This window comes from Clostridium sp. AM33-3, assembly GCF_003480315.1.
Lineage (GTDB): Bacteria > Bacillota > Clostridia > Lachnospirales > Lachnospiraceae > Brotaphodocola.
Genome location: NZ_QUIV01000001.1, coordinates 96,880 through 117,760, shown reverse-complemented (window position 1 = coordinate 117,760; position 20,881 = coordinate 96,880). Strand labels below are relative to the sequence as shown.

Sequence of the window (20,881 nt, the reverse complement as noted above, 5' to 3'; positions counted from 1 at the left end):
CCGGATCAAATATCCGGCATATCGTTTAGATTGCTGCGGTGATAAAGATGTCGTAGATAGCCTTGATGGCGGTCTCAAAATCAGAATTCTTCACACCGATGATGATGTTGAGTTCACTGGAGCCCTGATCGATCATCTTGACATTGATGCGGGCATGTGCCAGTGCTGAGAAGATTCTTCCGACGGTACCGCGGGTGCCCTTCATACCTCTGCCAACCACTGCGATGAGAGCAAGGTCTGCTTCCAGATCTACCAGATCCGGCTCTACCGCGCGGTGGATACCGGCAATCACAGACTGCTCGTACTCTTCAAATTCGTCCTGGTGTACCATAATGGTCATGGTGTCGATCCCTGACGGCATATGCTCAAAGGAGATTCCGAACTTCTCGAACACACCAAGAACTTTCCTCCCAAACCCAACTTCGGAATTCATCATGGCCTTCTCAATGTTGATCGCGCAAAAGCCCTTTCTTCCGGCAATACCGGTGATGGTGTAGTGCGGCTTTCTGCAGGTGCTCTCTACGATCAGAGTACCCTTGTCCTCCGGACGGTTGGTGTTGCGGATGTTGATCGGGATACCCTCTTTTCTTACCGGGAAGATAGCGTCCTCATGCAGCACGCCTGCACCCATGTAAGCCAGCTCGCGGAGCTCCTTGTAGGTGATGGTCTCGATGACCTCCGGATTTTCCACGATGCGCGGGTCGGTAACCAGGAAACCGGAAACATCGGTCCAGTTCTCGTACAGGTCTGCGTGGATCGCGCGGGCCACGATGGAACCGGTCACATCGGAACCGCCGCGGGAGAAGGTCTTGATGCTGCCGTCGTGCTTTGAACCATAGAAGCCCGGGATAACGGCACGCTCAACATGCTCCAGACGCTCAGAAAGTTCCTTGTTGGTGAGTTCTGCCTCAAAGTTGCCATGCTCATCAAAGAAAATGACCTCTGCCGCGTCAATGAACTCGTAGCCGAGATAATTTGCCATCACAATGCCGTTTAAGTACTCGCCGCGGGAAGCTGCGTAGTCTTTGCCGATTCCCTTTACGAAATTCTCCTCGATGGTAGCAAACTCATGATCCAGATTTAAGTTCAGCTCCAGGCCGTCAATGATCTCCTGGTAGCGTGCCTTGATCGCCTCCAGGATCTTTTTGTAGGATGCTCCGGCAGATGCAGCCGCATAGCACTCATACAGCATATCCGTAACCTTGGTATCCTTGCTGTTTCTCTTGCCCGGTGCGGACGGGATCACATATCTTCTAGTCTTGTCTGCACGGATGATATCTCCGACTTTTTTGAACTGACGGGCACTCGCCAGAGAACTGCCGCCAAACTTCACAACCTTCTTCATATCGCTGTCTCTCCTCATAATGTTCCCGGATCTTTCCGGGGCAGTTATTCCAAATAATACTTTAAATCGCACTTTCTGTCAATACCCGACAAACTGAAAAACGGGGCGCCGCCATCTATGCTGCACCCCGTCAGGATCTATCGCTTATTACTTAAAATACTTCACGCCGCTCTCAAAGATCTTCATATCCTGCTCACCGTAGATGTTCATGGCTACCGCCTCACCGCGGCGCTCAGAATGAGCCATCTTACCCAGGATACGTCCATCCGGGCTGGTAATGCCCTCGATAGCCATATAAGAGCCGTTCGGGTTCCAGAACTCATCCATAGTAGCGTTTCCGTTTTCATCTACGTACTGGGTAGCGATCTGGCCGTTTGCTGCCAGCTTCTTTAACCACTCATCGTTTGCGACGAAACGGCCCTCACCGTGAGATGCCGGATTGCAGTATACGCCGCCAAGCTCAGCGCCGGCAAGCCACGGGGACTTGTTGGTGACAACCTTGGTGTATACCATTTTGGAAATATGGCGTCCGATGGTGTTCATGGCCAGAGTCGGAGACTCAGCGGTCTGCTCACAGATACGTCCCTCCGGAACCAGGCCAAGCTTGATGAGAGCCTGGAAGCCGTTGCAGATACCGAGCATCAGACCGTCACGCTCGTTTAAGAGCTTCTCGATCTCCTCACGGATGACTGCGTTGCGGAATACCGTAGCGAAGAACTTCGCGCTGCCCTCCGGCTCATCGCCGGCAGAGAAGCCGCCCGGGAACATCACGATCTGGGCTTTCGCGATCTCCTTCTTATATTCCTCTACGGAATCACGGATATCCTCCGCGCTTAAGTTCTTAAATACCTTCGTTACAACCTTTGCGCCGGCACGCTCAAAGGCCTTTGTGCTGTCGTACTCGCAGTTGGTGCCCGGGAATACCGGAATAAATACAGTCGGCTGTGCCAGCTTGTGGCTGCATACATAGAGCTTGTCTGCCTCAAACAGCTCAGACTTCACCTCAGTCTGCTTTACACCGGAGGTGGTCGGGAATACATTCTCCAGGGTCTTAGTCCAGGAGCCTAAGGCCTCATCCATGGAAATGGATACCGGGCCGTACTCGAAGACTGCCTTGTCGGTCACCTCACCAATCACGGTATAGCGGATGGAAAGCTCACCCACCTTGCCGTCCGGAACCTCGCAGACGATATTGCCCCAGCCTGCGGCAAAGAAATCTCTCGGATCTACGTTATGCTCGATCTTCACGCCAAGCTTGTTGCCAAAGGCCATCTTGCTGACAGCCTCAGCCAGTCCGTGACCCTCTACCGCATAAGCGGAAAGGATGCGTCCAGCCTTGATATCTGTGTTTAATTTCTCATAGCCATCCATGATCTGCGCGTAATCCGGCAGGTCATACTGGTCTTTTTCGATCTGGAATACAACGATCTTGCTGCCCGGCTTCTTAAACTCCGGAGTGATGATATTCGGATAATGGTCCACATCCACCGCAAAGGAAACCAGAGTCGGCGGAACGTTGATCTCTCCGTGCTTCTCATCGTTGAAGGTACCGGACATGCTGTCCTTGCCGCCGATGGACGGAAGGCCGAAGCCAAGCTGTGCGTTGTAAGCACCAAGCAGGGCTGCAAACGGAGCGCCCCAGCGGGTCGGATCCTCAGTCATGCGCTTGAAGTACTCCTGGAAGGTGAAGCGGATCTTTCTGAAATCACCGCCGCTTGCCACGATCTTCGCTACGGAAGAAAGCACGGCATAAACAGAACCGTGATACGGGCTCCAGCTGGACAGATACGGATCATAGCCGTAGCTCATCATGGTAACGGTATCGGTTTTTCCCTTCAGTACCGGAAGCTTCGCAACCATAGTCTGGGTCTCGGTCAGCTGGTACTTTCCGCCAAACGGCATAAATACGCTGCCTGCGCCGATGGAGCCGTCAAAACGCTCCACCAGACCCTTCTGGGAACATACATTTAAGTCGGATAAGACGTTCAGCCAGGTGGCCTTCACATCTGCTACTTCTTTCTTAACAAACGGATTGCCCTCTTTGACCGGAGTCTCCAGAACAACCTTTGCCTCCTGATGGGCACCGTTGGTGTCCAGGAACGCGCGGCTTACATCTACGATGGTCTTGCCTCTCCAGTTCATGACAAGGCGCGGCTCACTGGTAACCACTGCAACCGGGATAGCCTCCAGGTTCTCCTCGGCAGCAAAGCCCAGGAATTTGTCTACGTCAGACGGATCCAGGACCACAGCCATACGCTCCTGGGACTCGGAGATAGCAATCTCGGTACCGTCCAGGCCGGCATACTTCTTCGGAACCTTGTCCAGATCGATCTGCAGGCCTGCCGCGAGCTCACCGATCGCTACAGAAACACCGCCCGCACCAAAGTCGTTGCACTTTTTAATGATCTCACTGACCTCCGGACGGCGGAACATACGCTGGATCTTGCGCTCAGTCGGAGCATTACCCTTCTGGACCTCTGCGCCGCAGACCTCAATGGAAGCCTCGGTATGTACCTTGGAAGAGCCGGTAGCACCGCCAATACCGTCACGGCCGGTACGGCCGCCTAACAGAACAATGATATCGCCCGGGTCAGAATTCAGACGCTTCACGTATTTTCTCGGAGCAGCGCCCATGACAGCACCGATCTCCATACGCTTTGCGACATAATCCGGATGATAGATTTCTTTTACATAGCCGGTGGCAAGACCGATCTGGTTGCCGTAGGAGCTGTAGCCGTTTGCCGCGCTGTTGACCAGCTTTCTCTGCGGCAGCTTGCCCTTTAAGGTCTCAGACAGCGGGCGGGTCGGATCTGCAGCACCGGTCACGCGCATAGCCTGGTATACATAGGTACGGCCGGAAAGCGGATCGCGGATAGCGCCGCCAAGACAGGTTGCGGCACCACCGAAAGGCTCAATCTCAGTCGGGTGGTTGTGGGTCTCGTTCTTGAAGTTTACCAGCCACTCCTCGGTCACGCCGTCAATCTCAACCGGAACTACAATACTGCAGGCATTGATCTCGTCAGATACCTCCAGATCTTCAAGCTTGCCCTCTGCACGCAGCTTCTTCATGGCAAGCAGTGCCAGATCCATCAGGCAGACAAATTTGTCATCACGGCCCTTGTAGAGCACCTCGCGGTCAGCCAGGTAGTTTTTATAGGTAGCCTCGATCGGAGCCTTGTAATCTCCGTCGGTGATGGTCACGTCCTTTAATTCCGTGGAGAAGGTGGTGTGACGGCAGTGATCAGACCAGTAGGTATCCAGTACCCGGATCTCGGTCACGGTCGGGTCACGGTGTTCCTCCCCTGCATAGTATTTCTGGATATGCTCAAAATCACGGAAGGTCATAGCCAGATTTAAGGAATCGTAAAGCTCCTTTAACTGCGCAGTATCAAAATCAGTAAAGCCCTCGAAGGAAGCTACATCTGCCGGGGTCTCAAATACCGTCACCAGAGTCTGCGGCTTCCTGCTTCCTGCCTCACGGGAATCGACCGGGTTGATGCAGAATGCCTTGATGGCAGCAGTCTGCTCCTCAGTCAGCTTACCGGAAAGCACATAGGTGGTCGCAGTTCTGATGACCGGCTCCTCGGTCTCCTTTAACAGCTTCACGCACTGCTCTGCGGAGTCTGCTCTCTGGTCGAACTGGCCTGGCAGGTACTCTACGGAAAATACGGTATCGCCCTCTTCCTTCGGGAAGTCCTCTTCATATACATAGTCTACCGGCGGCTCGGAAAAAATGGTAACGAGCGCCTGCTTATAGGTCTCCTCAGACAGATTTTCAATATCGTAGCGGATCAATACACGGACCCCTGTCACGGTGTCTATGCTCAGATAGCTGCCGATCTCCTCGCGAAGCTCTCCGGCCTTTACGGCAAACTCCGGTTTTTTCTCTACATACACGCGTTTTACACTCATGTGGTTCCTCCTGTACTGTATTTCTCCTTTTTTGTTTGCGATTCATAACAGAGACTGATAAATCTCATTCAAATAAATAATACCACAAGATATATTATAAATAAAATTAATATATCTTATGGCATTTATCATTGCAGCTAATCAATTATATCCTGTAAGACTACACTTCCGCATCCGGGCTGACACTCATGGCGTCCAGGGTCAGCTTCATGATGTCCCTGATCTCATCTTCGGTCATCTTCATCTTTTCCGCAAGCTCCGCTACCGTAGCTTCCCGTCCAAGCTCCTCGGCCATGCGCTTTGAAACCTCTTTTAAGACATTCACGCGGGCAAGCATCTCCTCTTCCACCTTAGTCTCAAGTCCCTGCTCCTCAAGGGCTGCCCGGATCATCTCATCCGCAAGGGCTTTGACCTGGCTTTTGAAATCGCCCTCCCGGTACTGGTCGGCCGCCATGATCAGCGCCATATTCGCCTCCTGCACCAGATCTCCCATCGGAAGGCCCTGATCCGCGTAAGCCTTTGCAGTCTCCGCGATAAACGGAAGATAGCCCTCCATCAGACGAGTGCGGACCGTGGTGTCTCCACTCTTAAGCTTTTCTAAAAGCAGGCTTTCCTCCTCTGTGTCCATAGGACGGATGGCTGCGATCTCATCTAAATATAACTGGTATACATCATCATGCATTGCCCGACATCTCCTTTTGTCTGATAAACTTTTTGCGAAACAATTCCTCCGGCAGCGGACGGCTGAAATAATATCCCTGAATGCGGTCCGGCTCCAGCATAAGTATCCGCTCCAGCTCTTCTTGGGTCTCAATCCCTTCAATGCATACATAGATCCCAAGACGCTTAGACATCTGGATCATCTGGGCCAACAGATTGAACTCATAGGAATCAGCCAGAGCCTTCCGGGTGAAGGATCGGTCAATCTTAAGTCCATTCGGTGTCAGGTCTCCCAGACAGTGGAAGTTGGAATATCTGGTTCCGAAATCATCCAGAAGCACCTTCACGCCAAGAGCCTTTAAGCCCTGCCATACCTTCCGGAAATGCCCGCCCGGATCCAGATAGCCGCTCTCTGTCAGCTCCACGCCCATGCACTCTGCCGGAAGCCCGGATTCTTCCAGCGCCTCCCGGACCTCCCGAAGTACATTGGCCTTTGCCACCTGAACATAAGATACATTCACCTGTACCCGCATACCAGGGCAATCCTTCTGCCATTTTTTGCAATCTGCAGCTGCTTTGTGGAGCAGCCACCGTCCTGCCGGAATAATGAGTCCGCTCTCCTCCAGGATCGGAATGAATTCCGCCGGTGAAACCATCCTCTGCTCCTTCTCACTGCTGTCATGTGGACTGACTGCCTCAGCCGGAATGTAAAAGCGCATCAGTGCCTCAGCTGAGACCAGGTGATGCTCCGGGGCATTCATCACCGGCTGATAATAAACCTCAAAACCCTCATAGCCGTTGTTCACCGCATATAAAAGCTGCTTTGCCAGCCTCTGGCGACGCCTCCAGGCCTCATAATCGTGCTCCGCGAACACGTATGACTCATTCTTTCCGGCCCGTTTTGCTTCATTCAGAGCAAACTCCAGATATTTGAGGAGCTGGTCATAATCATTAGCACGGCCCCCTGTCCCGATGATCCCGGCCGATACCGTAAACAATATCTGATACTGGTGGGCTTCCACCCAGCTGCTGATTTCCGTGCGGATCCGTTCATAAAGCTGCTTTGCATCCCGGATGCTCCGCCCGCTTAAGTCCGCAATGATGAACTGGTCCGAAACCAGCCGGAACAGCCTCTGCTCCGGCTCCATGACCCTCTGGATACAATCTGCAGTTTCCTTTAACAGGTAATCTCCGAAATTCATGCCAAAGCTGCTGTTCACTACACCCAGATCATCCATTCCCAGACGTATGACAAAGCCGTCCGGAAGAAAAGCCGGAAACTCCTGGGCATACTGCCAGAGTCCGCCTGCACCCAGAAGGCCGCTGACATTATCTGCCTTCTGCTTTTTGCCGATCTCATTGATGCATCCGATCAGATACCTGGGGGAGCCATCCTGCTCATAAAGCACCAGACCCCTGCAGTTGATCCAGACCGGATCTCCATGCCGGTCCAGCCAGCGGTAATCCATGTTGTGGTCACTCTTCTCACCGGACCGGATCCGGTCCAGATCTTCCCACAAAGCCGGCAGATCCTCCGGATATACAAACTGCCGGTGCACTTCCCGAGAATTTGAAAAATGATCTGCAGGCAGCCGGAAACGCTGTACCGCCGTGGAAGATATAAGGTAAGAATCATCCTTCAGATCCAGCACATAGGGGTAATCATCCATGGTCGGACTGAACAGCCGAAGCATATATTCTATCGTTTTCTTTGGTATGCCATGTATTACTTTTCTCATTCGATCTCAGCCTTTTCTTAGTCTTGCGGATAGGTCAGCCTGCTGTCATCTATGTTGTCCATTACCTCCCGCAGGAAACGGTCTGCAAGCCACTTTGCCATGGAAAGGTTCATATCGAGGTAATTGCCGCAGTCCCTTGCGCTGGCTCCCGGCACCTCGCCCTCAAAATCACGGATGAACGCAAACATTTCCCGCATAAGCGGAACGATGTCGCAGGACTGGTAATCGCCGGCCAGCAGAAGATAAAAGCCGGTGCGGCAGCCCATTGGGCCAAAATAGATCACGCGGTCCTTAATTCCATCGTGATTGCGCAGAAACGTAGCTGCCAGATGCTCTATTGTATGAATCTCCGCGGTATTCATGACCGGTTCAAAATTGGGTCTGGTCATGCGAATATCAAAGGTCGTGATGATGCCATCCCCGGCCTTGTCCTTTCTGGACACATAAATTCCCGGAAGAAGTTTTAAATGATTGATGGTAAAACTTGTGATTTTTTCCATGATGCAATCTCCTTATGCATGTTCTCAGCGCAGATCCTCCATGCCCGCAGATAAAAACGCAATATCTGCCACACACAGAGGCGCATATGTATTGTAATAAAAACCGGCCGTAAAATCAACAAAAATCCCGATGCTGTTTCCTGATTTTTTTTACACGGGACGGAAGCTTACGCAGCCGCCAGAGGCACCAGCCCACCAGCGCTCCCGCCGTATTCGTGACCACATCATCCAGCTGACAATACCCCCGATGGGTAAGCAGCTGGATCCATTCCAGAAGCACTGAGCTTGCAAATGCCGTCAGCACACAGACCCAGGGCCGTTCCAGCTTCCGAAAGCAGGCAGGCACCAGAATTCCGAAGGGCAGATACATCAGGATATTTTCGATAAAATATGCACGGCTGACCGCCGAGCGGCCCCAGGTCTCAAACAGGGTAAGGTCCAGGGAATAGCGGCTGCCCGGCTCCCGGGAAAAAAGAGTCGTCTGCAGCAAAACCAGCAGATACACCAGCAAAAGGACCCGGCACAGACCATTTGCTGAAATCTGAAACCGGATCCTCCATCCTGTCACCCTCCGGATCCCCAGGAAAAATCCCGCTGCCAGCACGCCCGCAGCGAAAATAACCAGCAAATAGGAAACCGGCTGAAAGAAATCTATGATAATGCAACGCAAAACATCAAAAAACATTCTAGTCTCCAATCGAAGCACAAACTCTCATGCTCTATCTGCCGGAGTCCGCATGACCTCTTAAGATTTCTCCGGCCAGTGCGCTCAGGCCCTTTGCCACATCCACAACCCTCTCTTCATCCTGCTGCCTGTATGCTTCCTCCAGCTGACTTCTCATTTTCTTCCGTTTTTCCTGAATCATCGTCATATTTTCCATGACCGAGCACCTCACAAAATTATGATAATATGCTGGAATTGTAACAGTACAGGCCTGTATTCTCAACTGAAAAGGCATAATTATACAGATGAATGACGATATTTTAATTGAGTCATTACATGAATCTCATATTCTTAATATTGTTTACTCGTAAAGATCCTCCAAAGTGATCAGTTGAACTTCTCCTCGCTCCTGTGCTTGAAGCAGTCCGTCCGTAAATCCACCTTTAGAAAAGATATAGTAGTGGTAGTTATTTCCTTTTCCGAACACCGATGCGTAATCCCTGATCAGCTCAAGCTCATCCACACCAATCTTTTCATTTCGATACTTGCAGGAACCGATGATATACTCTTTTCCTTCTACGGGAGTTCCAACAATATCAATCTGTATCTGCTTTTTCTTCTTGGAATCAGTTCCCCACCACTGACCGATTTCACTCAGTTCAATGGGGAGCTGGTCGGCATAATACAGCAGATAATCCTGACACATCTTTTCAAATATCAGTCCCATATAGTCGGGAAGATACTGTTTTACGGCGTGCGGATAGGTCTTTGCAATTCTGCCAGAATCAATTACACTCACATTGACTGGGACAAAGCGATACCAGAACCGGAAGAAGTTATCTGCCAGCAGATAGATTGTTTTCTTTCCAGGCTTCTCTGTGATCGGAGTCTCTTTTTTGGCAATGCCAAGGTCAATCAGGGTTTTCAGATATTTTGAGACAACCGAATTGTCCTCTCCGACCTCCATTGTAATATTATTCAGGCGGGATGCCCCCTCAGCGATTGCCTTGATGATGGCATTATAAATGGCTGGCTCTCGCAGTTCCTGTTTGAGAAGATTGGCTGGCTCCTCATACAGATAGTCGTGAGTTACTAACTCGTAAGTTACTTTCTTACGAGTATAAGAATTCATCAGATGTACGAAGTCAAGCGAAATCCGTCAGAGTATTTCAGCCCATACGCATCTCCCCCTTACTTGAATTGCATCCCACAGCATCTTCTGCTGATCCTTCACATACACACGCTATATATGGTGCTAACTTCATCCTACCGCCCCCTTATTTAATTGAAGCGGCCAGATTTTTCTTCAAACGCATATATGCTTCATACGCTGGAGTTGTTCCTTCCAGAAATCCGCTTTGATATGCATCGCTCTTCTTAATGTCATTGCGCTTTAGAATATAGCTCAACACAGAGGTTTTACCAGAAGCATTGATTCCAATAAACGCACATGCAGAATGAAGGTAATAGTTGTCAATCAGGTTATACAGATTATTCCTGTCATCTTCACTCACACGCTGCTGAGTGTAAAAGCAAATATCCATCTCTTCCTTAAACAACGGAAGCCCTTGTGCTGTAATACGAAGTATTTTCATGTACCATTCTCCCTCTTCTCCAGTTCCCTGATGCTATCTGCCACGGCTGAATCGATGAACGCAGCGAACTTTGCTCCATCAACATTGCTTTGCAGTGGCATACTCTGGTTGATATCGCAAATGCACTGAACGTATCAGCAGACGACCTTCTCGTAGACAGTCTGACTCACTCGGCTTCCACTGCCGATTCCGAGATTCACCGTCTGCTTTTGGACTGCAACACACTTGAGCAGGAGATTCTCACCCGAATGGTAAAGGAACTGAAAGCGATTTTATACGGATTGGCAGTATGATATTGTAACCCGTTGACCACATAACACAAAAACCCGCATAAGCCACAACTTCACTTCGGAGCATGCCGGGGTGCTGTCTGTGGTTCATGCGGGATGAGGCAAAAAAAGAAGCCCACCAGCGTACCATGTAAGATTCTACACAGTGCACCAGTGGGCAAAATATTTCCGTGGCTTCTTTCAGAAGCGCTTATCCAACCAGCTTATACTCTTTCAGAAGCTGGTCACGATACTCTGCATCATCAGAAGCCCTTTCAGCATCGCTGTATCTTTTCTCCGCAAGAAGAATTTTCATCAGTTTTGCCATCAAGTCAACACCTTTATCAACGCCTTTGTTCTCAATTGCTGTACTCAAGTTACACATACGCTGCACCTCACTTTCCAACTCTGCTGTCATTGCAATGTTATACTTTTCGCTAAGGACTTTTTTCTTTTCATCTGGCAGAACCGTAGGAGAAAAAAGCGTATTTAACAAATTCAAAATCCCACAATCCGCCTCGTTATCTGGCTCTCCCAGATTCAGGATGATCACTTCCATCAAATCGTAGTCTTCCTTTTTTACATAGGCATCTCCGAATACAGGTTCCTCAATGGTGTGGTAGCGGAACATTCCATTCTTTCTGCAATCTGGAGTTGACGGACATATCCAGATTGAATAGACCTTTTGGATTTTCTCGTAATGATCGCCAGTGAACACCGTACCATGCTGCTCTGAAATCATTCTTGCACAATAGTATGTACCGCGAGTTACAAGCTCATACCCCGGTTTATCATCTGTTTGAATTTCCAGATTGATGATCAGTGTAATCGGCTCTCCATTTTCCGGTGCAATAGCATTAAAGCGCACATCATAATACACCGTTCCTTCATTTATTGAGCTGGATTCCGAATTCATCTTCGTCACTTGCTCATCGCTGTTTATCTTCTGTCCTTTGTTTAATTCGTCCTGATGAACTGCATGTTCGGAAATTTCCACTTTTCCAGACATACAGTGTTCACTGATATAATCTACGCTGAAAAGCGAAAATTCTTTCACACAAGTTTTCAAAATCCAAGCATCAATCGCTTTGAATGAAAGCAGCTTTTTTGCACATCGGTCATATTTGGCCTTGTCAGCAACAGTATCAATTGCCTCTGCAAGAGCAGTCTGTCTTTCCACCGGCAAGCACCTCCTCAAAGTGTTATCAATCGGAGTATACAATACCCCTATTGTATTTTCATGTTACCATAAAGCCATCTGTTTATCAAGCGGTCTTCTGTGAACTTTCCAGCAATATTTTGTTGGTCATCCCCCCTCTTCTCCAGTTCAATGGCATCCTTGAGCATCTTCTGCTTCCGGACGACCAGTTCTGTATTGGAAGGGTCCAGTTTCAGGAGTTTGTTGACATCCTTAAGACTGGACTGCGTTCCCTTGATTGTTTTGGTTACGCCTTCCAGTGCTTTGGAGAGCTTCGTGGTATCGCCGCCGATCTCAACGGTGATGCCCTGGATTCTGGATGCCATGCGGATGACCACCTTCTTTTGGGCATAAGAAAAGCCCATCTGCGTAGAACAGACAGGCTAAAAATGGGCGTAAAAAGATTTTCGGTGCTTCTTTTCTTACAGTTTGCCTCAAATGCCTTTTTCAGCACATCAGCATCGATATCCTGCTCGTAAATAGAAAGCAAGGTCTTGATGTCATAGAAGTCTCTCATTCGGGTATTCAAAAGACCTCTTGCAAGGACCGTCTGAAGTTTTTCTGCCAGAATGGTTTCCAGATTGTACGACCAGAGACTGATGGAACGGTCATCCAAAAGCAATTTATAGTTGTACTCGATTGCTCTTGACGTGATAACATCTCCTGTGGAAATATCAATCTTCATCGGTGTAACGAGTTTTCCCATCACAGCATTCATGGTAAACCGAATACCCGGATATTCCATTCCTACTCATTCATTGGTGAACGTATGCTGGCCTCCGCTAAACTCACTTACGAAGATATTGCCGCTTTTACAGACCTGACCTTAGAAGAAATCAAGCCTCTGGCTATACAGAAAACTGCATAATAAAATGGCTCCCCATGAAACACATTTAACTATACACGTTATGTGGGAGTCTTTTTACCAACGCCACCACTGTGTATCACACAGCGAGGGCTTTTTTGAAGTCCAGGAGTTCATTTTATTTCCGTCACATACTATATATCAGCCATAAAAAAAATACCGTGTGAACTTCTGGAGTTCACACAGCATTATTTTTATGGCCGAAGTCCTTTTACAAGGGTCTGGAACTCTTGCTCTGTATCCACAAAACGGTAAGGTGCATACTCGCCATACGCTGTCGGCCTGCTGATTGTTACAATCTGCACTCCTTTATACCCAACCGCCTTATTCAGTTCCCTCTTTAATTCTACCAGATGCTTTCCGTGAGTTGTTTTAAAAGCAAAACAGCCATGTGCATCACGATCTTTCGCTACTAGATAACACATTATTCAGCCCCTACTTAAATTCATGTTCATTCCGAATCAAGCCACTCTCATACTTTTCACGCATGATTGATCTGGATAATTTTTCCGGCATCTTAATCAGTTCAAAGCGATTGAAGATTCCATAGATATAGGAGATTCCCCGTATATCCCCCAGTGCTTTGGGTCTGTCCACGACCTGACCAATACATCCAATGTTCTTATATGCAAGAAGCACGGAACTCCATGCAAGGCTCTTGCTATTTTCCCTCCTATCTATCCACAGCTCTTTGGTAAACTCATTTCCTCTGCCCTTTTTTAACTGGTAGGCAAATGGCAACCCGGATATCGTTTTGAACTCATATCCACGGAACGCAACGATACAGTTCCAGAGTGTTTCCTCACACGGATTCTTCTTTAAGAGTTTCATCGCTCTATATCTCCGCTGCCGCTCTGCGCCAACACTGATTTTCTCATTCTCTGTACTTGGATAATACACACCTTTCTGATAAGGCAGGTACGAAGTAACGGAGGCTTTGGAAAGGTCAAGGGCGGTTGCGGTTGATAGCAATGCAGTTTTGTAGTCTTGTGTTTTTCGGTACTCTTCAAAAGTGTCCTGCACCTTTTCCGCCACATCCGATTCATACACACCAGCCGTGATGAGGAGCTTCCTTACTTTGATAGGGTTCAGGTTCAGAGCATCACCGATGGCCTGCAAGGACATCTTAGAATCATAAAGCGCCACAGCACTTTCCATCTGCTCTTTCAGATTCTTTCCGGCATCATACTCCAGCTTCAGCTTCTTCCGGCCGCCTCCGGGTTTTCTTTGCTTGTACTCTCGCTTTTCTCCCATAATTACTCATGCAGCTCCAGCGGCAGTCCATCCGGGTCATGAAAGAAAGTCATCTTCTTTCCGGTGTAATCGTCAACCCGAATCGGCTCACATTCAATTCCTATCTCCGCCAGCTCATTCACTGTCTGTTCCACGCTATCCACGCAGAACGCAAGGTGACGCAGACCACAGGCCTCTGGGCGGTTTACACGTTTCGGCGGGTTTTCCTCAGTGAAAATCTCCAGCTCTGTGTGTTCATTGACACGCAGATCCAGCTTCCAGTCTTTACGTTCCGGGCGATAGTTTTCTCTGATGACAGAGAAGCCCAGTTTGTTTACATAGAAATCCTTAGCTGCTTCGTAATCAGATACGATGATTGCAATGTGGTGTATTTTTGATAAATTCATTTTATGTCACACTCCTTTTTCCAGTATTTTATTTTTGAACTTTTTGAGTATCTTTAGACTTTCAGCATCCGCTCCTGCATCTCCTGCCTGCTTAAGTACAGTCTTATATTTCTTTTTCAAATCATCAAGATAATCCGTATCCTTATCCAGAACGAACGGTGCATACAAATCTTTGCAAATAAATCCGTTGTTCATCCATGCCAGGTTCATATGCTATCCTCCTCTTGACTTCCTTTAAATTTTATTATAAATCCACCTCACAGATTCTGCTAACATACCACGGAATAATTTCTTTTTCCATTTCATCCACCATCTCCACCAACATTTCTTCTGATAGCAAAGTATCTTCTGGATATTTTCTTAAAAAATTGTCCATTACACGGTTCCACATATCTTTTAAAATTCGTTCTTTTATAATTTCTCCTGACTTTTGTTGAAATAGAATCAATTGCTGCTTTAATCCATCAGCCCAGGAGATTTCATTTCCAAGCAAAATCCTTTGTATTTCATCACGTTCTAAACAAAGAATGGGATTTTTTTCCAGTTTTTTTACTTCATTTACATCGTATACATAACTTTCACAATAATTTCCCCCTGAATATTGATCATTTAACAAAATCAGACATTGAAGAATTCCAAAGAAGTCTACATATCCATACAATAATTTCTTATCAGCATCACCAACTACGCAAATCACATGACAAATTTCTTTTTTATCAAATGGTATAACTGAAATCTCTGGATAATAAAACCAACAAGCCCTCTTCTCTTCTTTTCCCTGAAGCCATGGAATCAAATGCTTAATTTCTTCCCTGTTCCCCCCTCTTAATAGATAAAACTCAACCGCTGTCTTTGCAATTGACGGGAATATCCTTTTTCCATAAAAAGGAAGAGTCACCCTTATTGGACTTCCACAAAATGTTTGTGTTCTCTGGGCTTTCATCATCGCTTTTTCAATATCAAGTGCCGGATATTGCTTCTGCAATGACTTTAAAATTTTTCTCGTTTCCTGTGTATTTCTGGCATTTATCTTTATTTCTACTTTCCCATCTGCCAGTTTATCTACCTTTGTCTCTGGCTGTTTCAATACCGGCTTATATCCAGGCGCAAGATCATATTTTTCTTTCTCGTTTGTACGAATAATCTGATTTTCCCCTCTACAACGTTTCACATTTTGCTGCGACGCAGCAAATTTCAATGTTTCTGCTAATGCTGCATCCGTCTGATTTCCCAATTTGCTATTACACTTTTTGCACAGTAAATTTTTTGAATGCAGATGGCCGCCTAATGAATTTAAAATAATATGTTCATCTGAGGCATTTATCTCTGTTAACGTTTCATTACAGATAAAACAGTTCATCTTCTTTTCCTAAACACTTTTTCTTTTTTTCCAAAAGTATTTCATTTTCTATTTTCAAATGCCTTTTGCTTAGCAAGCTTCTTATCCAATCGCTTTTTTTCACTTTCATATGACATTGTTGACATGATATCATCTATTGGTTCTCTTGCTGAATTATTATAAAGTTTTATCATCATTCCATAATAAGGTTTCTTTCGAATGCTTTTTTCGAGAACTTCTATGCTCTCAGATATATTTTTACAGCATCTGCTTAAATGTCCGCTCCCCCAGCGCCTTTGCTCCAATTCCATCTGGATATCAAATTTTTCATTTTGGGCCCGGGAAATTTCTTCATCCTCAGGTTTTGAAAAATCCAGTTCATCATAATCAATCTCTTCCAGCTCCCTTAATTCCTCTTCTTCCAATTTATCCAAATCATTCTGGTAATTCTCAAATCCGCTCTGTGATATATCATAGTCTTTCATAAACTGCGAAAGCAAAAATGGATCTGAAAGAATTGCCTCCTCGTATATCTTACATGCTTTTTGACTCTCTTTGCTGGATAAGTACCTCCTTATCCAATCCGGCATGTTTTTTATGACATCCGATGGATAAATTGATTTTAAATTGTCTTCGTCCGGATGGTTAAGGGCGTCATATGTCATCGGAGACATTAAAATGCGTTCCCGAATGACCAACTGAATCCCATGATAATCAGAAAGAATAATTTTTAATTCCTCAATTTCCGCATCACTTAAAAATTCTTTTTTATCATTCAATGTCTGTGAGAAAACAGGAATTATTTCAGGCAATTGTTCCCACATTATCTGAATAATATCCTTAGGTTTATCATCTTCATCCAGTTCTTCCATTCCTCCAGCCGCAATATACTCTTCATGCGCCTTCTGTTCTGCCCGCTGATGCGGAGTCTGGCGCATCATGATCTGTTTATGACTTTCATAATTCAAAACAGCCGAATAATAATCCTGCAATTCATACCACGCTAACCTGTTATGCTTATAGTTACCAGTTAGTTCTACTACAACCGAGACAATAAAAGAACCAACCACTCCTGTAGTCAACGCAAATACGATATTGTACCAATTCGATTCATGTGGGACCGTTGCCATCACAATTCCAAGTACCGCAATAATGATTGCTGATAAAACTGTACAGGCAATCAACGTCGTTTTTGGATAAAAAGCAAATGCTAAAAATTTCAATTTTTCCTGGATCCTATATTTCATTCTCATATATGCGTATCCTTATATCCACAATCCAACATGCAAGAGGAAGTTTCAACGTTGCTGCCATGCTTCGCACTTCAGCAATTTATCAATACAACCGTTTTGCCTGCTCTTTGACTGTAAGCATCTCCAAATATCCATCGGCATCAGTTTTTCTGCATTGAACATACCTCTATGAAGCCCTTTTCTCTATCAATATCGATACAACTGATTCTTGTTTTATGTACTTCCCATCTAACTTATCCCCTTCGATTTATAAAACCAATCTATCGTATAACTGCCGGATTCTTTATTTTCACCTTCTTTTCCTCATCCGCCTGATCCCCCGCAGCATCAGCTCATCCTTAATCGGCATGACCGGTGTGTACATTTTCATATAGGCGTTTCCAATTGCGCCCTCGAATAATATGAATTGGGCCCGGTTTTCTGGCGCTCCGGAAGCAGCTACATGCTCCTGGGCAATTCCAGCATATTTCTCTATATAATAGATATTTTTGATTCCATACTCATTGGCAAGTATGGTACAGTTCTCGCATGAGCTGGATGTGGTAAAGAGGCAGCCACCTCTGGCCAGTTCTTTATTACATGCCCAGAAGGCTCTTGCCTCTGCATGAATGGCCCTGGAATAATCCGGATTATTGCCATGCATCAATTCATTGTAAATGCTTTTAAAGCAATAGGCAGAAGGCAGCCCATCCAGTATTGCGTCGCAGCGATCCAGATCCGAGAAATCATAGCTGTTAACATACTGTTTGAAAACGCCGGTTTCCCGCAGTTCCAGATCACTGTACATTTTATGGTTATGGCTCTTTTGTAAGTCCCGTAAATTCCGGTAAACACACGGAACTCTTTCACAATGCACGTCATTCCAGCCAAGAGATAAGATATTATAATCTTTATCTGTTACAACAGCTCCCACCTGTCTTGAAACACAGCCGGAATTTACCTTTGCGCTAAATGCCACCTGCATGCAGCGTTCTTCTTTTGTAGGAGGAACCAGTCCCGGATGCATGATCAGGCTGACATATCTTACAATTTTATAGGTTAATTCCTGCTGATCCGTATTGCTTAAAAATACATCTGCATTTTGCGTTGCGTTTTGTATATCCTGCAGATAAAACGGGAACAAATCGGATACCATGCAGAATGCTCTTACCGGATCTTTTAATATTTCCAGATAAAATCTGAACTCTTCTTCTCTTATGCCAGACTGTTCATATTTTTCTCGCTCGTCCGCATAGCAGATATCTTCCAGCGGTGGAACCACCTCGTAGGTATACCCTTTTTCTCCGTCCTTCGGCAAATGTTCATAAATATACTGTATAAATTTTTCCGGATCCGTAAGACTTACTACATAATCGGATGTCTGATCCGAAGGGAGCATTACTTTTTTGGAGAGTATCTCCGCTGTGATCCGAACAAACTCTTTGAAACCTTTCTTCACCAGATTCGGAGCTTCTAACAGCTTCTTATGATTTTTTTCCGCAAACCGGCTGTCATCATGCTCTTCCCCGCCTTTTGATAACATCGCAAACGTATAGTACGCGGAATAACGGTCTTTCAAAAAGCTGAATTCATACGGGTTCTTTAAGGATTCAATCACAATCCGCACCGGAACAGATTTCTGATTCGATTTGGGCGATCTTCTTATTTTTATGAAGGTATTGATTCTTTTGGCGATGCTATAGCAGTAATCCACAGCTTCCGAATTTTCAATATTCTCCAGTCGTTCTTTCCACTGCAGAATATCCAATGTGCCAAAAAAACGGATTTCATTTCCGTATCGCTGAAACAAACGGACATAATTTTCGGAAATTGTTTTTTTGATCAGATTTCCTACAATCGGGAGAATGTATTTTGTGTAAACATATAATGTTAAATCGGTTCGCGCTCCCAGCAGGCTTCCGTCTTTGCTTCTCAGCACCTTGATATATTCACTCAATACCGCATTCATTTTCAGAATTCCCGTCTCAAGGCCTTCCGAAAGAATTTTATTCACAAACCGATCTATGATGTCAAAAATCTCCCGGTCCATATCACTGTGCTGCGGGTCCAGATGTTTCTTACACTCTATGAGGCCTCGATGAACCCCATTCATAAATTCCTGTTCCCGAAACAAGTGTTTCCCTGTATCACTGTAAAAACGGTCCAGACTGGACGGATTTTCCAAAATATAGGTTATGATAATGTCCCGGGCACGAATCAGATCGAAGGTTTTCCAGTGCTTTTTCGCAAAAGTATACACATTCGAGTACTCAAGCTGCTGCATGAAATCTCCATCTGAACTATATTCCGGCAAATAAAACTCATTGAAATTCTTCTGCATGATATTCGCAATGTCTTTTAAGCCTTCGCCGATCGCGCCTGTGAGTCCAATGATGATAAAATCATCCCGTTCTTTGAAAACCTTTCGGATTGTTTTATTCTGCATCTCAAATGATATCTTTTTCCCCATACACGTACACCCCTTCCTAAGGTATGACTATCGAATCCGGTTCCACATGCGTCTTGCAATCCTCGAAAAAATAGGTGCAATAATATATCCAACCGCAGCCAGGAACAATTCCACGACCACAGCATCATCGCTTAATAATCTCTGGCAAAATGAAATATTTTCTTTCGGGCTACTCTTAGGCATGATAGCGATAAAAACAACGATCAGTGCCACAATCAGTAATCCGGCAAGCTCATATGCATGTCCAAGCAGCCAATGAAAGATTCTATAGCTCAAAGGCAGGCACTGCTGCTTCTTCTCTATGTAACGGTTTACGATATCAATGCAGCCTTGCGCATCTTCGTTTACCTGCTCCCGCACACACCTCAGATATCTTTTATGCTTTTCCTCCAAAAAAACCTTTCGTTTCTCCCGATAGGAATCTTCATTTGCCTCAACCTGAATCTGATTCCATTGCTGACGTTCATTTTCATCTAATTTTTCAATCAAAATGGCATCGAGCGTTTTTCGCTCATATTTATGAAGTTCCGCTACCAGATCTCTCAGGCGCTGAATCTCATGCTTTTTTAACACGGAAACGTTCCGCTCCAGCGTTGCTTCGAAAATATCCAGACGGCCAGACAGATTATCGGAATGTTTCGGAGTCGATGAGCGCAGAGTCATAAACTGCACTGTCACAAACGAATTGTAGATTGTCTTGCCGTAAACATTCTTTTCTATCGAGAATTTAAGTTTTCTGTCTGTAGGGTTATTTAATGAGATCAACAGCTGCCCTTCCCAATGGGGATCCAGCGTTGTGGAGACATGTCCAAACCCCTGGGATACAACTTTCACCTTGGAATAAAAAGCTCCCGCCAGCTTAGCCGGAATAATCAGCGTTTCCCTCGTTCGTACCAAAACAGTATCGTTACGTTCTACCATAACATATACTTCGTTATTATTTTCATAAACAGTCAATAACTTTTTCCGCTTTGTGGAATAAATCAACCGTGTAGGCGTCAGATTATACCCCGATGGCTTGAGCTGCAATGGTTCATATGGAGCAATGAATAAATTTCCCTTTGCCATTTCATTCTGAATGTCAATATCCGACAAAATACTTCCGTCTCCCCAATCATTGTAATTGTCACCCATGGCCAGTCCCCCCTTTTTTTAACACTCCGCACTGTTTCCATTTTTAAATTTCTTAATATCATTGTAACATTTTGTGGAGATTTATCAACAATTTTCTACAAATTCTTCCTGTTTTATTCTTCGTTTTTAATAAGACTTGCACAATTTTCAAACAGACTGCAAATTCCATATTCCGTAATGAGAAATCATGTCCCAGTTATTTTTCAGTTGCTCTAAGCCATCTGCGATATTTTCCATTTTTCTTAAATCGCAAAATACCTGCAATACCACATTCCACAAATTTTCTTCTGTTGAATTGCTTCCCCATTTCTTTTATTTC

The 20,881-nt window shown here is 45.9% G+C and carries 19 protein-coding genes and 2 pseudogenes; 1 reads left to right on the top strand and 20 read right to left on the bottom strand.

Translation table 11 applies throughout. The features are described from left to right. Positions 1-25: 25 nt before the first annotated feature. The 9 genes from DW819_RS00600 to DW819_RS15855 all read right to left on the bottom strand — a co-directional run bounded on the left by DW819_RS00600 (position 26) and on the right by DW819_RS15855 (position 10,415). A complete protein-coding gene (locus DW819_RS00600; RefSeq protein ID WP_118731602.1) occupies positions 26-1,345 on the bottom strand; it encodes an aspartate kinase in 1,320 nt (439 codons plus the stop codon). Between the two features lie 147 nt (positions 1,346-1,492). Further along, positions 1,493-5,257, bottom strand: coding sequence for a phosphoribosylformylglycinamidine synthase (locus tag DW819_RS00595; RefSeq protein WP_118731601.1), 3,765 nt, complete (start codon positions 5,255-5,257; stop codon positions 1,493-1,495). 160 nt (positions 5,258-5,417) lie between these two features. After that, complete coding sequence (locus tag DW819_RS00590) at positions 5,418-5,939, bottom strand: sigma-70 domain-containing protein (RefSeq protein ID WP_118731600.1); 522 nt, start codon at positions 5,937-5,939, stop codon at positions 5,418-5,420. Next, positions 5,932-7,656, bottom strand: coding sequence for a GGDEF and EAL domain-containing protein (locus DW819_RS00585; RefSeq protein ID WP_177303555.1), 1,725 nt, complete (start codon positions 7,654-7,656; stop codon positions 5,932-5,934). Before DW819_RS00585 ends, DW819_RS00590 begins: the two co-directional genes overlap by 8 nt. 17 nt (positions 7,657-7,673) lie before the next feature. Continuing rightward, complete coding sequence (locus tag DW819_RS00580) at positions 7,674-8,156, bottom strand: S-ribosylhomocysteine lyase (protein WP_118731599.1); 483 nt, start codon at positions 8,154-8,156, stop codon at positions 7,674-7,676. Positions 8,157-8,271: 115 nt separating this feature from the next. After that, positions 8,272-8,841 carry a VanZ family protein gene (locus tag DW819_RS00575; RefSeq protein WP_118731598.1) on the bottom strand — a complete coding sequence of 190 codons (570 nt, stop codon included), beginning with the start codon at positions 8,839-8,841 and terminating at the stop codon, positions 8,272-8,274. A 34-nt stretch (positions 8,842-8,875) separates the two neighbouring features. Further along, the gene (locus tag DW819_RS15780) at positions 8,876-9,037 is read right to left on the bottom strand and encodes a hypothetical protein (protein WP_207665284.1); all 162 of its coding nucleotides are present in this window, start codon (positions 9,035-9,037) and stop codon (positions 8,876-8,878) included. A 144-nt stretch (positions 9,038-9,181) separates the two neighbouring features. Beyond that, positions 9,182-9,952, bottom strand: a complete 771-nt coding sequence (locus tag DW819_RS00570; protein ID WP_243025456.1) for a DUF234 domain-containing protein — start codon at positions 9,950-9,952, stop codon at positions 9,182-9,184. Positions 9,953-10,097: 145 nt separating this feature from the next. Beyond that, on the bottom strand, positions 10,098-10,415 hold the full coding sequence (locus DW819_RS15855; RefSeq protein WP_243025455.1) for a hypothetical protein: 318 nt from the start codon (positions 10,413-10,415) through the stop codon (positions 10,098-10,100). Positions 10,416-10,504: 89 nt separating this feature from the next. On the opposite strand from DW819_RS15855, the gene DW819_RS00560 reads away from it, so the two are divergent. Then, the gene (locus DW819_RS00560) at positions 10,505-10,708 is read left to right on the top strand and encodes a hypothetical protein (protein WP_118731597.1); all 204 of its coding nucleotides are present in this window, start codon (positions 10,505-10,507) and stop codon (positions 10,706-10,708) included. 187 nt (positions 10,709-10,895) lie between these two features. Here the strand turns inward: DW819_RS00560 and DW819_RS00555 are convergent, their stop codons facing one another. From DW819_RS00555 to DW819_RS00505, 11 genes and pseudogenes are all read right to left on the bottom strand, one after another. Next, the gene (locus DW819_RS00555) at positions 10,896-11,864 is read right to left on the bottom strand and encodes a PD-(D/E)XK nuclease family transposase (RefSeq protein WP_118731596.1); all 969 of its coding nucleotides are present in this window, start codon (positions 11,862-11,864) and stop codon (positions 10,896-10,898) included. Between the two features lie 149 nt (positions 11,865-12,013). Then, positions 12,014-12,208: pseudogene (locus DW819_RS00550) on the bottom strand (hypothetical protein); the annotation flags it as partial. Between the two features lie 74 nt (positions 12,209-12,282). Further along, a pseudogene (locus DW819_RS16105) lies at positions 12,283-12,579 on the bottom strand (nucleotidyl transferase AbiEii/AbiGii toxin family protein); the annotation flags it as partial. Between the two features lie 362 nt (positions 12,580-12,941). Beyond that, positions 12,942-13,172, bottom strand: coding sequence for a DUF6718 family protein (locus DW819_RS00540; RefSeq protein ID WP_118731595.1), 231 nt, complete (start codon positions 13,170-13,172; stop codon positions 12,942-12,944). Positions 13,173-13,182: 10 nt separating this feature from the next. Next, the gene (locus DW819_RS15850) at positions 13,183-14,001 is read right to left on the bottom strand and encodes a hypothetical protein (RefSeq protein WP_243025453.1); all 819 of its coding nucleotides are present in this window, start codon (positions 13,999-14,001) and stop codon (positions 13,183-13,185) included. 2 nt (positions 14,002-14,003) lie between these two features. Beyond that, the gene (locus DW819_RS00530) at positions 14,004-14,387 is read right to left on the bottom strand and encodes a VOC family protein (protein ID WP_118731594.1); all 384 of its coding nucleotides are present in this window, start codon (positions 14,385-14,387) and stop codon (positions 14,004-14,006) included. A 6-nt stretch (positions 14,388-14,393) separates the two neighbouring features. Then, on the bottom strand, positions 14,394-14,597 hold the full coding sequence (locus DW819_RS00525; RefSeq protein ID WP_118731593.1) for a hypothetical protein: 204 nt from the start codon (positions 14,595-14,597) through the stop codon (positions 14,394-14,396). 34 nt (positions 14,598-14,631) lie between these two features. After that, entirely contained in the window at positions 14,632-15,747 is a 1,116-nt protein-coding gene (locus DW819_RS00520) for an HNH endonuclease (protein WP_118731592.1), read from the bottom strand. A 41-nt stretch (positions 15,748-15,788) separates the two neighbouring features. Continuing rightward, positions 15,789-16,979, bottom strand: a complete 1,191-nt coding sequence (locus DW819_RS00515) for a hypothetical protein (protein WP_118731591.1) — start codon at positions 16,977-16,979, stop codon at positions 15,789-15,791. A 289-nt stretch (positions 16,980-17,268) separates the two neighbouring features. Then, positions 17,269-19,428, bottom strand: a complete 2,160-nt coding sequence (locus DW819_RS00510) for a hypothetical protein (RefSeq protein WP_118731590.1) — start codon at positions 19,426-19,428, stop codon at positions 17,269-17,271. 27 nt (positions 19,429-19,455) lie between these two features. After that, complete coding sequence (locus tag DW819_RS00505; RefSeq protein WP_118731589.1) at positions 19,456-20,562, bottom strand: hypothetical protein; 1,107 nt, start codon at positions 20,560-20,562, stop codon at positions 19,456-19,458. Between the last annotated feature and the right edge of the window lie 319 nt (positions 20,563-20,881).